Below are 13,593 nucleotides of genomic sequence, written 5' to 3'. Positions count from 1 at the left end.
AGATGAAGGTGGAGGTTCAAGGGCTCTCCTACGGCGTGAAGGGAGTACCTATTATTCAAGGCGTGGACCTGCAGATCCATCCCGGCGAGTTTGTTGGCATTATCGGCCCGAACGGAAGCGGCAAATCAACGCTGCTCAAAAACATCTACCGCGTGCTGAAGCCCCAAGCGGGATGGATCTCCTTGGACGGGCAGCAGCTGTCTGAGCTGACCCATAAGGAAACCGCGCAGCGGATGGCCGTCGTCAGCCAAGAGAGCTCGTCTGCATTTGATTTTACAGTATGGGATATCGTGCTCATGGGACGCCATCCACATAAACGGATGTTTGCCGCAGACACGCGGGAAGACGACGCCTTGGTCGGCGAAGCGCTGGAGCGCGTGGGGATGGAAGCGTATGCGCGGCGGAGCTTCTCCAGCCTGTCCGGAGGAGAGAAGCAGCGCGTGCTGATCGCCCGGGCGCTGGCGCAGCAGTCGCAATTTTTAATTATGGACGAGCCGACGAACCACTTGGATATCCGGTACCAGCTGCAAATGATGGACTTGGTCAAAACGCTCCGGATGACCGCCTTATCCGCGCTGCACGATTTGAACATGGCCTGTTATTTCTGTGACCGGCTCATTGTGATGAATGAGGGCGAAGTGTACGCTTCGGGCACGCCCGAAGAAGTGATGTCAGCGGAGCTGCTGCGCCAGGTGTTCGGCGTGAGCGCGCAGTTGATCGTACACCCGGTGACCCGGAAGCTCAGCATTACGTATTTTCCAGAATCGCTACAACATCATTTGACGCAAAAAGGAGCTTTAATTTCATGAAACGCATCTTAGCTAATACAATATCCTTACTGTTCGTCTGTTCACTGCTTCTCTTGGCCGCTTGCGGTCAAACGACGTCGAAAAGCCCGGCGGCAAGCGGGGACACCCCGCAGAACGGTACGTCCAAGACGGCGGCCTACAGCCCCGTGACGATAGAAAATATGGGCCGCACGCTGACCTTCAAGGAAGCGCCCAAGCGGGCCGTCAGCTTAAACCAGCATACGACGGAAATTATGCTGTCGCTCGGCCTGGAGAAATCGATGGTCGGTACCGCATATATGGACGACGAGATTCTCCCGGAACTAAAGGAGAAGTATGCCGCCATTCCGGTGTTGGCCGATAAATATCCTTCGCTGGAAGTGCTGCTCGGCGCGGAACCGGATTTCGTCTACGGCCGTAAAAGCGCTTTTGTCGAAAAAGGCGTCGGCACCGTCGAAGCGTTGAAGGAAAAAGGAATCGAGGCCTATGTGGCCAAAGGGACGTACGTGCCGTTCGGCACGCTGGAGGACGTGTACGAGGATATTTCGAATATCGGGCGGATATTCAACGTGCAGGCCAAAGCCGACGCGCTCGTCGAGTCGATGAAAGCGAAAGTAAAAGAGATTCAAGCGAAGGTTGGGAAGCCCGAGAAGCCGTTGCGGGTATTTGCTTTTGATAGCGGACAAGACACAGCCTATACGGCGGGCAAGTCGTTGACGACTCAATTGATCGAGCTTGCGGGCGGCAAAAATATATTCGACGATGTCGAAAAAGGCTGGGCGAAGGTCAGCTGGGAGGAAGTCGTCAAGCGCGATCCGGAGGTTATTCTGATTTTCGACTACGACAAGCCGTCAGCCGCGGAGAAGATTAAGTTTCTGCAGAGCCTTCCGGCCTTGGCGAACGTAACAGCCATCAAGAACAACAAATTCGTCATCATGCCGCTTTCCGACGTGTTCGAAGGGGTAAGAAACACGACGGCTTTGGAAAAAATGGCGAAGGGCTTTTACCCCGAGAAGTTTAACTAACATCGTCAGGAGGAGCGGCATTGACAACTAGGGAATGTTCATTTTGCCATTATATTTATGACGAGTGGTTCGGCGATTGCCGCAACGGCGTGCCGGCGGGCGTAGCGATCGGGGCTTTGGCCGGAACGGTCTGTTCGCGGTGCGGCCTCCAGGGCGCACGGCACGAGCCGCGGGCCAATGCACCGTATGCGGGGCTGGAAGCGGAGCTGTACGACCAGTTTGCGGGGAAGGCCGGCATCGTCTTTGCCCGCGACTGGATCATGGGCACCGCTGCTGGCTTCTCCCAGCCGCCCAGCGTGCTGGAGCTTGGCACCGGCACCGGTCGAATCGCGGTCGAGCTGGCGCAGCATGGCATCCGGGTATGCGGCGTGGACCACAGTCCGGACATGCTGAAGCTCGCGGAAACGAAGCGCCAGCGCGTGCTTAAGGACCGTGCGGACACGCTGGAGCTGGCGGAGCAGGACATGCTGGAGCTGGCCGAGACGTTCACGCATGTTCTGTGCTCCGAGGGAATTATCCAGCATGTGACCCGGATGAGCGAGCAACGGACCGTGCTCGGGAACATCCGGAAGCATCTGGTTCCCCAAGGGCTGCTTGCCGTGGAGCTGCTGCTGCCGCCCGTGCAAGCGAGCTGGAAAACGGTGCAGCGCAAGGTGCTGCCGAAGGACAAAATCGTCTACAAGCACGTGGAAGGGGAAACGTCGCTGCGGCGTCAAATCTACCGGCTGACAGCCACCTACGAAACGTTCGTGCAAGGCTTGGAGCAGCCCAGATACCGGGTGGAACGGGAGTTGGCCCTGATGACGCCGAAGGAGCTCGTGCTGCTGCTGGAGTCGGAGGGCTTCGAGGTGGTCGGTCTCGTGGAAAACGAAGGCGGCAGCAAGCCGTGGAGCACCGTGCTTCCGAGCGGGCTTGACCGGGTCATGTCCGATCTGAAGCCGGACGAAACCTTGGAGACGCTTGAGTCCGAGGGACGTCTCGGCTCGGCGACGCTGCCCTACACGCCGGAGGTATGGCGCGCAGGAAGCTTTCCGGTTGGAACGGACGTCGGAATGAACGCGCACGCGGCGGCCACGTCCTTCACGATCCTAGCGAAGAAGCGCTGATCGGGCAGGCTGCATCTATACCATAATCCTTGTCGAAGGCGGCAAGGATTATTTTTTTGCAGACGTTTTTCGTTAGAAAAGATAGCCCCGGCGAGTCATAGGCATGGTTGCTTAATTATGTTTAGATGAAGGAGCGTGGTTTCGCCGACGCCGAGTTCATACCGGGAGGATTTGTCTCATTGTATAAGCATTTGAAAAGCTTGATTTTAATCATTCCTACGCTAACGATCGGGATATGGGAGTATACCCGGCATGCGTTTTTGCTTCCTTACATTTCGATGGATTTGGGCAATTGGCTGGCGCCTTTGCTCGTTTACCTCGTCACGATGACGCTGCTTCGGAAGCTATTTGCGCTGATGGAGCAATTGCAGGAGCAACTGCAGCAGGAGCAGGCCGCGAAGGCGGCTTTGGAAGAGCGGGAGAGAGTGGCTTCGGAGCTTCATGACGGCATCGCCCAATCGTTATTTTTGTTATCGGTCCGCGTGGACCGGATGGAACAAAGCCATGCAGTTCCGATGGGAGAGTTGTATCAAAGCCTGCGGAAAACCGTACACGAAGTGAACGACTATGTCCGCCAGGCGATCGACGGCTTGCGGTATCCGGCCGTGCCGCAAGCGCAGCCGTGGATGGAGTCCGTCCAGCACCTGATTGCGGATTTCAGGGAAGATACCGGCATTGCCGTCCACCTGGAATGGGAGCTGTCCGAGGAGCGCATGACCGTGAAAGAAAAGGTGGAGCTGTACGCTACGCTTCGCGAAGCTTTAATCAATGTCTTCAAGCATGCGGCGGCGGCGAACGTCTGGATACAAGGCAAGGACGCCCCAGGACCGGATGACGGCTGGAGGTGTACGATTGCGGACGACGGCCAAGGCTTCGTATCCGATCCACTGTCGAAGAAGAACGGCTACGGCTTGAAAATCATCCAAGACCGCACGGCGAAGATGGGCTGGTCGTTCGCTCTCCGCAGAGAGAACGGGCGCACCGTGCTGACTGTGAGCAAGCCGGATGATGCGGCATTCGGGCATAAGGGACAAGAAAGCCAAATACGTGTTTGAGTAAGCCGCACCGTTTCCTTGGAAATGGAGCAAGAAACGGTGGGAATTTATTGAAGCACCGATGGCCCAAATGGACAGAAGGACGCGGAAGCCGGTCATCCACCGTTTGTTCATAAAAAAGGCGGAAAATTGACTCAAAGGGGTCATTTTTCGCCTTTTATTGTTCGTTATAATAAAGACAAGGTTTCGCGAAAAGAACTGAATGCAGGGAGGTAGCCTTATGCAGCGTAGAAATGTCGAAGGGATTAAAAAATTCAGCGAGCAAAAGACGATTGAGGCGTACCGCAAGGCCGTAACAGCCATTGAACGGTTGAGGAAGGAAAAGCTGAAGATTAATTTCAATACCGTATCGATTGAAGCCGGCGTGTCCAAGCCGTTTCTGTATACCCATCCTGAGCTTCGCGACAAGATCGAGCGGCTGCGCATGCAAGAGCAGACGGAGTCGAGCGAGAAATGCAGGCTTACGCAGCGGCTGGAGGAAGAAAACGAGAAGTTGCGAAAAGAAGTGCGGAAATTGCAAGAAATTCTGAGAAAATCGAAAATACCGGTTATTATTTAAAGTAAATGACGTGTTTGTTCACTTTTTTATCAATATATTAGCCCTGGGGAGTCATTTTGAACGAAAACGACTTCTATACAATAATTCTTGTCGCTTGCGGCAAGGATTATTTTTTTTATAGAAAGGGAGTGCGGGAAGGTGGAATTTCCGACAATCGATTTCGGTTGGGTCGGCAACGGCAACCTGATCGGCATGATGGCGGTGCTGCACGTCATGATCAATCATGCCGTAGCCATCGGCGGGTCCGTTCTTATGGTATCCATGGAGTATGCCGCTTTCAAAAGAGGTAACGAAAGGCTGGAGGCCTACGCCAGATGGCTGAGCAAATGGATTCTGATCATCACGACGACGGCCGGAGCGATGACGGGAGTAGGCATTTGGTTTACAACGACCGTTATACTGCCCAATGCGATCGGCTCGTTGCTGCGTATTTTCCATTGGGCTTGGTTTACGGAATGGCTGGTGTTCGTATCGGAAGTCGTCTTGCTGTTGACGTATTTTTACACATGGGACCGCTGGAAGGGAGAGAAGAAAAAGCTGCATTTGCGGACTGGCCTTGCGCTGTGCATCATGTCCTGGTTCACGATGGTGATCATTACCGGCATTTTGGCCGCCCAGATCAATCCGGGCGATTGGGTCGAGACGCTGTCGTTCTGGAGCGCGTTCTTGAATACGACTTGGGTGCCTTCGACGCTGTTCCGCACCTTCGCCGCTATTACGCTGGGGGTTGCGGTATTGACGCCACTGAACCGATGGTTTGTAAAAGACTCGCTTGACCGTCACATTGTCTTGAAGCTGTACGGCAAATGGCTCGTCGTTTCCGTGCCGCTGATGCTCGCATCCGGGTGGTGGTATCTAAAGACGCTGCCCGATCAAGCGCAAACGCTGGTCGTCTGGGCGTCGGGGATGAGCGACTTCACGTTCGCCTTTATCAACGTGCTCGGGCTGCTGCTCATGTTCGTGCTCGGCGTCATGCTGATGGATGGCCGAACGAAGTACCCGGTTGTGCTCACCGTATTCACGGCGGCATTCTCGCTGCTGCTGATTACCGAATTCGAGATCGTCCGGGAAAATATTCGCAAGCCCTACGTCATTTACAATTACATGTACGCCAACGGCGTGCTGAAAACGGATGTCGAGCGGTTTCGCAAGGATGGCGCGCTGGCGCAAGCGAAGCTTTCTCCGATCCGGGAGGTGACCGAGGCGAACAAGCTCCAGGCCGGGGAAGAGCTGTTCCGCATGCAGTGCATCGCCTGTCACAGCATCGACGGTCCCCGGCGCAGCCGGGTCATGACGGAGAGGGCGAAGGGCTGGAGCGAGGAAGCGCTGGCGTCCTTCATCCCTCAAATGCACAATATCCGTCCGGTCATGCCACCGTTTGCGGGAACGGAGGAGGAAGTTAAGGCGCTGGCCGCCTATATTCACAAGATGGTTTCGGAGAGGAACGGTGCAGAGTGAACGCCTATTTGACCGCCAAATCGCCGGTGCCCAACGATCTGGGGCTGGCCATTCCGGGCGACCTGCCATTTTTCGAAGTGCTGATGGTCGTCGGATTTATTCTTCATATCATTTTCGTCAATATTCTGGTGGCCGGTTCCGTGTCCGCGGTGTACAACGAGCTGAAGGGTATCGTCCGAAAGGACGCGGTTCTGGACCGTCTAGCGCAGCATATGGCGACGCATGTATCGATTGTCAAAAGCATCGCCGTCGTGCTCGGCATTGCGCCGCTGCTGATCATCAGCACCATTTACACCCAGTTTTTTTATCCGTCGACGATCCTGATCGGGAAAATGTGGCTGCTGCTCATTCCGCTGCTGACCGTCGCATTTCTGGCGCTGTACGTCTATAAATTCACATGGGAGCGCTGGCAGAAGCGCAAGGCGCTGCACCTTAGCTTCGGCCTGTTCGGCACGCTGATCTTGCTGTTCGTTCCGCTGCTGTTCATCACGAACGTGACCTCGATGCTCCATCCCGAGCTGTGGGACCCGGAGCGCGGCTTCTGGCGCTCGCTGTTCGCGTATCCGACCATCTGGCAGCGCTACCTTCACTTTATGGCGGCGAGCTTCACGATGCTCGGCCTGTTCCTGTACGGGTGGGCGAGACGCCGCGAGCGGAACGGCACCGGACCGGTCACGGATGCAGCCAAGCGTTACGGCAAAACGATGGCGGCGGGCTTCACGCTGCTTCAACTGCTTGCAGGACCGCTGCTGCTGCTTAGTATGGACGGACGCGTCCAACATGCGTTTATGGGCGGTTCCGCGTTCCATACCGCGCTGCTCGCGGTCGCAGTGCTGCTGGCCATCGGCTTATGCTGGCTGCTGGTCCGCCTGGTCAGGCAGGACGGGCGAAGGCTCTTCGCCACCACTGTTAGCGTGCTGCTGATCGTGCTGACGCTGATGAGCTGGATCCGGCATGAGGTGAGGGAGATTTACTTGCAGCCGTATATGGAAGAGTCACCGCGCACCGTGCAAAAATAAGTCCACGGAGGGGGCTTAGGCAATAGGGAGAGGGCCGATGCTCGGCCCTTTTTCACAATTTTCCTTGCTTTATCCAAGACTAAATTCGATAGGATCCCAACAATGCCACAAGTAGCACAAGAAGCAACAAGAATAGCCAAATGCCAATTCGATTGATAACTCTTAATTCATCCGCATGAATAAGTACGAAGCCTCCAAAGCCAATGAAAAGAAGGTACATGAATACGTTTGGAACAATCCAGGCAATCCTGAGTTTCATGTTTTTATTGTTCAACATCTTCATCTCCATATGACGCTATCTTACTACGCGCATTGTTATTTACTCGCGCAAACAAACGTTCTGGTTTTAATTATAGCAGAGTCGTCTTATGGTAACAAACTTTTAGAAAAGAGCCAAAAATACAGGGTTGTATAAAATTGCCAATCTGCTATAATGATATTGTTTCTCGCGAAACAAAACACCTATATTATTTAGTGCGAAACAAAAAAACCGTAGCGGTAATTGGAGAAAAGGAGAGGATACGAATGGATTATGAAGTGATCGTTGTCGGCGGAGGTCCGGTCGGTATGATGCTGGCATCGGAGCTGGCTTTGGCCGGAGTAAAGGTATGCTTGTTTGAGCGCTTGAAGGAAACGATGCCGTATTCCCGGGCGCTGAATCTCCACCCCCGCTCGCTTGAGACGTTCGATTTGCGCGGCTTGAAAACGAAGCTGGCGAGCATCGGAAAACCGCTTCCAATAGGGCATTATGCGGCGCTGGATACCAAATTGGATTTTTCGGTATTTGATTCTTCCTCCAATTTCAACCTGTATATTCCGCAGCACGATACCGAGAAAGTGCTGGAAGTGTGGGCGCAAAGTCTCGGCGTGGAAATTCGGCGGGAGGCGGAGGTGGTGTCGGTGCGCCAGGATGCGCAAGGCGTGGAGGTTACTGTCGTCGGTCCGAAAGGGGAAGCCGTACTGACCGCAGCGTATGTTGTCGGCGCAGACGGAGCAGGCAGCCTTGTCCGCAAGCAGGCGGGCATCCCGTTCGAAGGTACGGACGCGACCTTAACCGCGATGCTTGGAGACGTCGTTCTGGCGTATCCTCCGGAAACGAAAGTGCTTACCCGCTTCACCGAGCACGGGCTGGTCATGATTCTCCCCGTGACGGACCGGCTGCATCGGATTGTGATGATCGATCCCACGAGGACGATGGTGCCGAAGGAAGAGCCGGTAACGCTGGAGGAGCTGCGTTCGGGGCTGGAGCGCATTCTCGGATGCGATCTGGGCATTTCCGAGCCGTACTGGCTATCCCGCTTCGGCAATGCGACTCGTCAAGCGAAGCGTTACCGGGAGGGACGGATTTTCCTCGCGGGGGATGCGGCGCATATTCATTTCCCAGCCGGCGGTCAGGGGCTGAACGTAGGGCTGCAGGAAGCGATGAATCTTGGCTGGAAGCTGGCGGCGGAGCTGAAGGGGCGGGCTCCCGCTTGGCTTCTGGACAGCTACCATACGGAACGATTCCCCGTGAATACGGCGCTGCTTCGCAATACCCAGGCGCAAACGCTGCTGATGGGATCTGAATTCTCGCCGAGAATGATAGAACTGCGCAGCATGCTGTCCGACTTGCTTCGTATTCCCGAGGCGAATAAGGAGTTAGCTACCCGGATCGGGGCGTTCGCTGTCCGGTATGCGCCGGATGAGGAGGCGCTGCCGCACGCGTTGAACGGACGCCGCTTTACGGAATTGAAGCTGCGGCTGGATAGCGGTGCCTTTCTGAATGCTTATGAGCTTTTTCACTCCGGCTGCTTCGTCCTGCTCCATCTCGCTTCCGATGATCGGCTGAACAACGCTGTCCCTTGGGAGGAGTACGGGCATATCCGGGTCGTTCGCGCCTCGATCGCCGGGAAGGAAGCCGAATGGGACGACGTGCATACGGCGCTGATTCGCCCGGACGGATATATAGCATGGGCGGTTCCACGATCGGAGCTGCAGCCGCTGGAAGCCGTCAAGCGGGGAATCGCCCGTTGGTGCGGAAGCCGTCCTATTTAAAAATAGATTGTTTCGTGTAAAACAATAAGTGTATAATAAGAAGGAGATGATGCGCGAAGAGGAGACCCTAAACCGATGTCCAAAACCGAGCTTAACAAGCAGTGGATTTTCAAGCTTTTCCTAGAACTTATCACGCAGCAGGAGACGAGAGACAGCAAATTTGCCGTCCGATTCGGAGAAGAGAAGCAGAAGGTAGAATCCGAGCTGGGCCAGAAGCTGGATCTCCATTTGTCCGAGGTTCACCTGATCGCCTGTATTGGGGATCATGGGCCCATCAACGTGACGACGATTTCGGAGAAAACCGATTTGACGAAAGGTTCCGTCACGCGGATCACCCAAAAGCTGCTAGCCTCGGATTTGATCAAAAAGCAGCAGCTTCACGACAATAAGAAAGAAGTTTATTTCCGCTTAACGGCCAAAGGCCAGAAGCTGTACAAAATTCATGACCGGGTACATGGCGAGATCGAGCAGCGGTTTATGCTCTTATTGGATAAATATACGCCGGAGCAACTGGCCTTTGCCCGGGAGCTGCTGCAGGATTTGCTGGAATGGGATTACTGAGCGGTCAACGAAAACCCGCACGCCGGCGGAAGCTAAGCTTATTGTATGGTAAGGAGCGTTCAAGAAGGGGAGAGCCCCCTGAGCTTGTTGAGAAAGAGGGCTTTATAAAAATAGAGATGCATACGGAGGCGGAGTATCCACTGGAGAAGCGATAGCGNNAGCGGCTTCCAATCAAAATTTCCCGATGACAAGAGCGGTCGGAAGTGGATACCCCGCCCCCTCGTAACCTCTATTATTTCATTTGACCATTTTGTCAACATTCTGAGGGGGAGAGCCCCCTCTTTTCTGCTTTCGGCTTCACCTGCGATGAGACCAGCATCGAGACCATCAGCAAGGCGCAAGTATAATAAACCAGACCGTTCCAGCCGAACCGGTTCAGAAAGAAGCCGCCCGACCAGCCGACCAAACTCGACCCCGCATAATAAAACAGCAAGTAAAAGGAAGAAGCCTGCGCTTTGAAATCTTTTACCGCCAATACGCCTACCCAACCGCTCGCCACCGAATGACCGGCAAAAAAGCCGAACGCGACGACCGCAATCCCCAATACCTTGACGGCAAGAAGGCTGCTTAACGTCATCAGTGCGCCCAGAATAAAAATGGCAATCGCAAGGCCGATAACCCGCCTTCGAGAATAACGGTCCGCCAGCTTCCCGAACCAGATCGAGCTCCAGGTCCCTACCAGATTGACTACGAACAGAAAGCCGAAAATCGTTTGGCTGACATGATACGGCGCTTGCGTAAGCGGGTAACCGATATAGTTCAATACCGTGATGTAACCGCCCATCAGCAGGAAGCCCGTGACAAACATGGACAGCAGATTTTTATCGCCCAGACTGGCTCGCATCCCGGCAAGCCACTGCCGTACGGACGTTTTGCTAGGGGTAAAGTTGCCGGAGGCCGGGAGATAGAACCAGAACCACAAGCTAAGCAGCAAACTGACGATCCCCATCATCAGCATGGCGAACTGCCAATTGAAGAGATCGGTCAATCCTCCGATGATAATCCGGCCTATGAAACCGCCTATAGCCGTTCCGGCCACATAGACCCCGACGACTCTCCCGATGGCCCGGGGCGAAAATTCCTCGTTCAAATAAGCCATGGCGATCGACGGAAACCCTGCGATGCTGATGCCCTCCAGAAACCGCAATACGAGGAAAGCCTGAAAATCATGAATAAAGGCCGAAGCGATGGCGAATATCGAAGTGAGCAGCAGCGAGAGGCTCATGATTCCTTTTCGGCCCCAGATATTGGAGACGACTGTGAAAAACAGCAAGCTCATCCCCAAGGCGATGGTCGTTACCGAAATCGAAGCGCTGGCGGTGGCCGGCGAAAGCTGATACTGCTGCGAAAATAAACTGATAAGCGGCTGCGGACTGTATAATATGGCAAACGTGACGATGCTCCCCAGCAGCATGCTGACCGAAGCCTTCCGATGCGCCCGGCTACCGAGTTCGATATAGTTCATCTTGTGGCGCCTCCATCCGTTGAATTGACAATTTAAGTATAGGATTGACAAGGAGTGCTGTCTAATGCATTGTTTTTATTATAACGATGTTTTTTGTGTAATGAGAAAACGGAGGGATCGGAATGGAATGGCAGCAGCTCGAGTATTTTCACACGGTTGCCCGTTTGCAGCATATGACCTTAGCGGCGCAGACGCTATGTATTACCCAGCCGGCTTTAAGCCGCTCGATTGCCCGGCTGGAGAAAGAGCTCGGCGTCCCGCTCTTCGAGCGCAGCGGCCGGGCGATCGTGCTCAACCGGTATGGACGACTGTTTTTGAACCGCGTCAACCGGATCATGAGCGAATATCAAGAGTGCAAGCGGGAGCTGGAGGATTTGATTCATCCGGAGCATGGGGAGGTATCCTTGGGATTTCTTCATACGCTCGGCGTCCACTCGATTCCGGATGTCATCCGGTCCTTTCGCTCGGCTTACCCGCAGATCCATTTTCAACTGCATCAAAACAGCACCCAGTTCCTTCTGGATCAGCTTTCGGCAGGGGGGATTGACCTCTGTATGGCTGCCCCTCAAGAAACGAAGCACATGCAATGGGTCTCGCTATGGAACGAAGAGTTATTTGTTATCGTTCCTAAAGATCACCCGCTTGCCGCTTCCGAATCCGTTCTGCTGGAGGAAATACGCAGCGAGCCGCTGATTTCGTTCAAGAAAGGCTACGGACTGCGAAAAATTACCGACAAGCTGTTCGAGCAAGCCGGAATCGCTCCCGATATCCGATTCGAAGGGGACGAAGTCCATACGATCGCCGGGCTCGTCGCGGCCGGGCTTGGCGTTGCCGTCATCCCCGACACGAAAGGAATCGAACGCGCCAACATTTCATTCCTGCGCGTACGTTGGCCCGAGTGCCGCCGGGTGATCGGCATCGGCTGGATCGAAGGACGTTACCTGTCGCCTGCGGCGGAGCGGTTCCGGGATTTTGTCATCGATTATTTCAGAAGCTGACGTAACCGTCCTACTGGCGGTTATGTTGCCTAAATTATTTATGAATTAATTCTTAATTTGTAATTAATTGGATTGACATCTTTGTGCTCTATCTTATAATCTATCATAAAATATGTAATATATTTAATAATTACATGAATCAAGATTTAATGGCAGTTAATGGTTTTTTGTTTGAAACATGCACCCTCCATCACTCACTCCTCAGCTTCGTGACTTCAGCATACTGCATTTCCTATTTCGTTTTCATTTGTAAATCACTCATCCTACGATTTAGCTAACAGCTTCTTGTAGAAGCATTCCATGGTTCTTATGTCGGTGCTCGGAAAGGGGTTAGACATGAAGCGTGTCGCCTTACTATTTCCAGGTCAAGGGTCCCAATACGAAGGAATGGGCAAAGTTTGGTCCAAAAAATTTCAAGGCGCCGACCGATGGTTCGAGGAAGCGAATGACATCCTCGGGTATGACTTGAAGTCGATCTGCACCGAAGGCAGCGCCGCCATACTGTCGAGAACGGAGTATACGCAGCCGGCTCTGCTGACGGTAAGCGTCATTGCCTTGGAACAGTACAGGCAAGAGATCGGCATCGTTCCCGTGCTTTCCGCCGGACACAGCCTCGGGGAATACTCCGCGCTGGTGAGCAGCGGTGTTCTCTCGTTTGCGGACGCCTTGCGCCTGGTGCAGCAGCGGGGAATTGCTATGCAGGAGGCCGCCGATGCCGGTCTGGGCGAAATGGCCGCCGTGCGGGGCGTGGCGCTTGAGACGCTGGAAGCATTGTGCGAAAAGCATTCGTTGCCGGATCAGCCCGTTGCCATCGGTTGCTACAATTCGCCACGGCAGTATGTGCTGACAGGCCATCAAGCAGCCGTTGCCCGGGTAACGATCGCAGCGGAGCTGAGAGGCGCTCAAGTTACCCGTTTGCAGGTCAGCGGTCCGTTTCACAGTCCGCTGATGTCGCAAGCTGCGGAGCGTTTGTCCGGCGTGATGCGAAAGTATACGTTCCGGGAAAGCCAATGGCCGGTCATATCCAACGTGACGGCGCTCCCGTATGCCAATGCGGAGCAAATCCGGGACGGCTTGATCTTACAGATGACACATCCAGTCAAATGGCTGCAAACGATGCGGTATTTGGAGGAGCAGAAGGTGGAGCTGGCCGTCGAATTAGGTCCACGGTCCGTCTTGAAAAATTTGGCGAAAGATATGACCGATAAGATCCGGACGTTCGCTTTCGAGCGGGAAGAGGACGCCGTCCAATTGGCCCGGCTGTTTCCGCTTCACGATTTTATAGCCCGTTGCCTGTCGGAAGCGGTAGCTGCGCCCAATGCCAATTGGAACGAGGAGGAGTACCATACCGGCGTGATGCAGCCTGTGCGCAGGCTGAAGGAAATGCTGCAAAATGAAAAAGAAAGCGGTATCACAGGAGCTCAGGCTCATGCGCAAAGAAAGGAAGCATTGGATTGCATGAATCTTGTACTGCAGACCAAGCGGGGACCGGAAGGAAAAAAGCGTTCTCTATGACTTCAACCTA

The 13,593-nt window shown here is 54.3% G+C and carries 12 protein-coding genes; 11 read left to right on the top strand and 1 reads right to left on the bottom strand.

The window, feature by feature from the left end; all coding sequences use genetic code 11:
- Window positions 1-2 precede the first annotated feature (2 nt).
- The 9 genes from ET33_RS01605 to ET33_RS01560 all read left to right on the top strand — a co-directional run bounded on the left by ET33_RS01605 (window position 3) and on the right by ET33_RS01560 (window position 9,605).
- Entirely contained in the window at window positions 3-809 is an 807-nt protein-coding gene (locus ET33_RS01605) for an ABC transporter ATP-binding protein (protein WP_036675547.1), read from the top strand.
- On the top strand, window positions 806-1,813 hold the full coding sequence (locus tag ET33_RS01600) for an ABC transporter substrate-binding protein (protein ID WP_036675545.1): 1,008 nt from the start codon (window positions 806-808) through the stop codon (window positions 1,811-1,813). The genes ET33_RS01605 and ET33_RS01600 overlap by 4 nt, the downstream gene beginning before the upstream one ends.
- A 20-nt stretch (window positions 1,814-1,833) precedes the next feature.
- Window positions 1,834-2,919 (top strand): class I SAM-dependent methyltransferase, encoded by a 1,086-nt coding sequence (locus tag ET33_RS01595; RefSeq protein WP_036675544.1) that lies wholly within the window; start codon window positions 1,834-1,836, stop codon window positions 2,917-2,919.
- 179 nt (window positions 2,920-3,098) lie between these two features.
- Window positions 3,099-3,974: a sensor histidine kinase gene (locus ET33_RS01590; RefSeq protein ID WP_036675542.1), complete on the top strand. Its 876-nt coding sequence runs from the start codon at window positions 3,099-3,101 to the stop codon at window positions 3,972-3,974.
- A 220-nt stretch (window positions 3,975-4,194) separates the two neighbouring features.
- On the top strand, window positions 4,195-4,533 hold the full coding sequence (locus tag ET33_RS01585) for a DUF6262 family protein (protein WP_036675539.1): 339 nt from the start codon (window positions 4,195-4,197) through the stop codon (window positions 4,531-4,533).
- Between the two features lie 138 nt (window positions 4,534-4,671).
- Entirely contained in the window at window positions 4,672-5,991 is a 1,320-nt protein-coding gene (locus ET33_RS01580) for a c-type cytochrome (protein ID WP_036675537.1), read from the top strand.
- On the top strand, window positions 5,988-7,010 hold the full coding sequence (locus ET33_RS01575) for a hypothetical protein (protein ID WP_036675534.1): 1,023 nt from the start codon (window positions 5,988-5,990) through the stop codon (window positions 7,008-7,010). Before ET33_RS01580 ends, ET33_RS01575 begins: the two co-directional genes overlap by 4 nt.
- A gap of 525 nt (window positions 7,011-7,535) precedes the next feature.
- The gene (locus ET33_RS01565; protein WP_036675529.1) at window positions 7,536-9,044 is read left to right on the top strand and encodes a monooxygenase; all 1,509 of its coding nucleotides are present in this window, start codon (window positions 7,536-7,538) and stop codon (window positions 9,042-9,044) included.
- A gap of 75 nt (window positions 9,045-9,119) precedes the next feature.
- Complete coding sequence (locus ET33_RS01560; protein WP_036675526.1) at window positions 9,120-9,605, top strand: MarR family winged helix-turn-helix transcriptional regulator; 486 nt, start codon at window positions 9,120-9,122, stop codon at window positions 9,603-9,605.
- A gap of 253 nt (window positions 9,606-9,858) precedes the next feature.
- Here the strand turns inward: ET33_RS01560 and ET33_RS01555 are convergent, their stop codons facing one another.
- Window positions 9,859-11,070 carry an MFS transporter gene (locus ET33_RS01555; protein ID WP_036675524.1) on the bottom strand — a complete coding sequence of 404 codons (1,212 nt, stop codon included), beginning with the start codon at window positions 11,068-11,070 and terminating at the stop codon, window positions 9,859-9,861.
- 122 nt (window positions 11,071-11,192) lie between these two features.
- Between ET33_RS01555 and ET33_RS01550 the strand changes: the two genes are divergently transcribed.
- Complete coding sequence (locus ET33_RS01550) at window positions 11,193-12,068, top strand: LysR family transcriptional regulator (RefSeq protein WP_036675521.1); 876 nt, start codon at window positions 11,193-11,195, stop codon at window positions 12,066-12,068.
- Window positions 12,069-12,404: 336 nt separating this feature from the next.
- Window positions 12,405-13,583, top strand: a complete 1,179-nt coding sequence (fabD, locus tag ET33_RS01545; protein WP_051775030.1) for an ACP S-malonyltransferase — start codon at window positions 12,405-12,407, stop codon at window positions 13,581-13,583.
- The last annotated feature ends 10 nt before the right edge of the window (window positions 13,584-13,593 follow it).

The sequence above is a fragment of the Paenibacillus tyrphae genome, from assembly GCF_000722545.1.
Taxonomy (GTDB): Bacteria; Bacillota; Bacilli; order Paenibacillales; family NBRC-103111; genus Paenibacillus_G; species Paenibacillus_G tyrfis.
The sequence above is the reverse complement of the archived record's forward strand: the minus strand, read 5'-3'. Positions and strand labels throughout refer to the sequence as shown.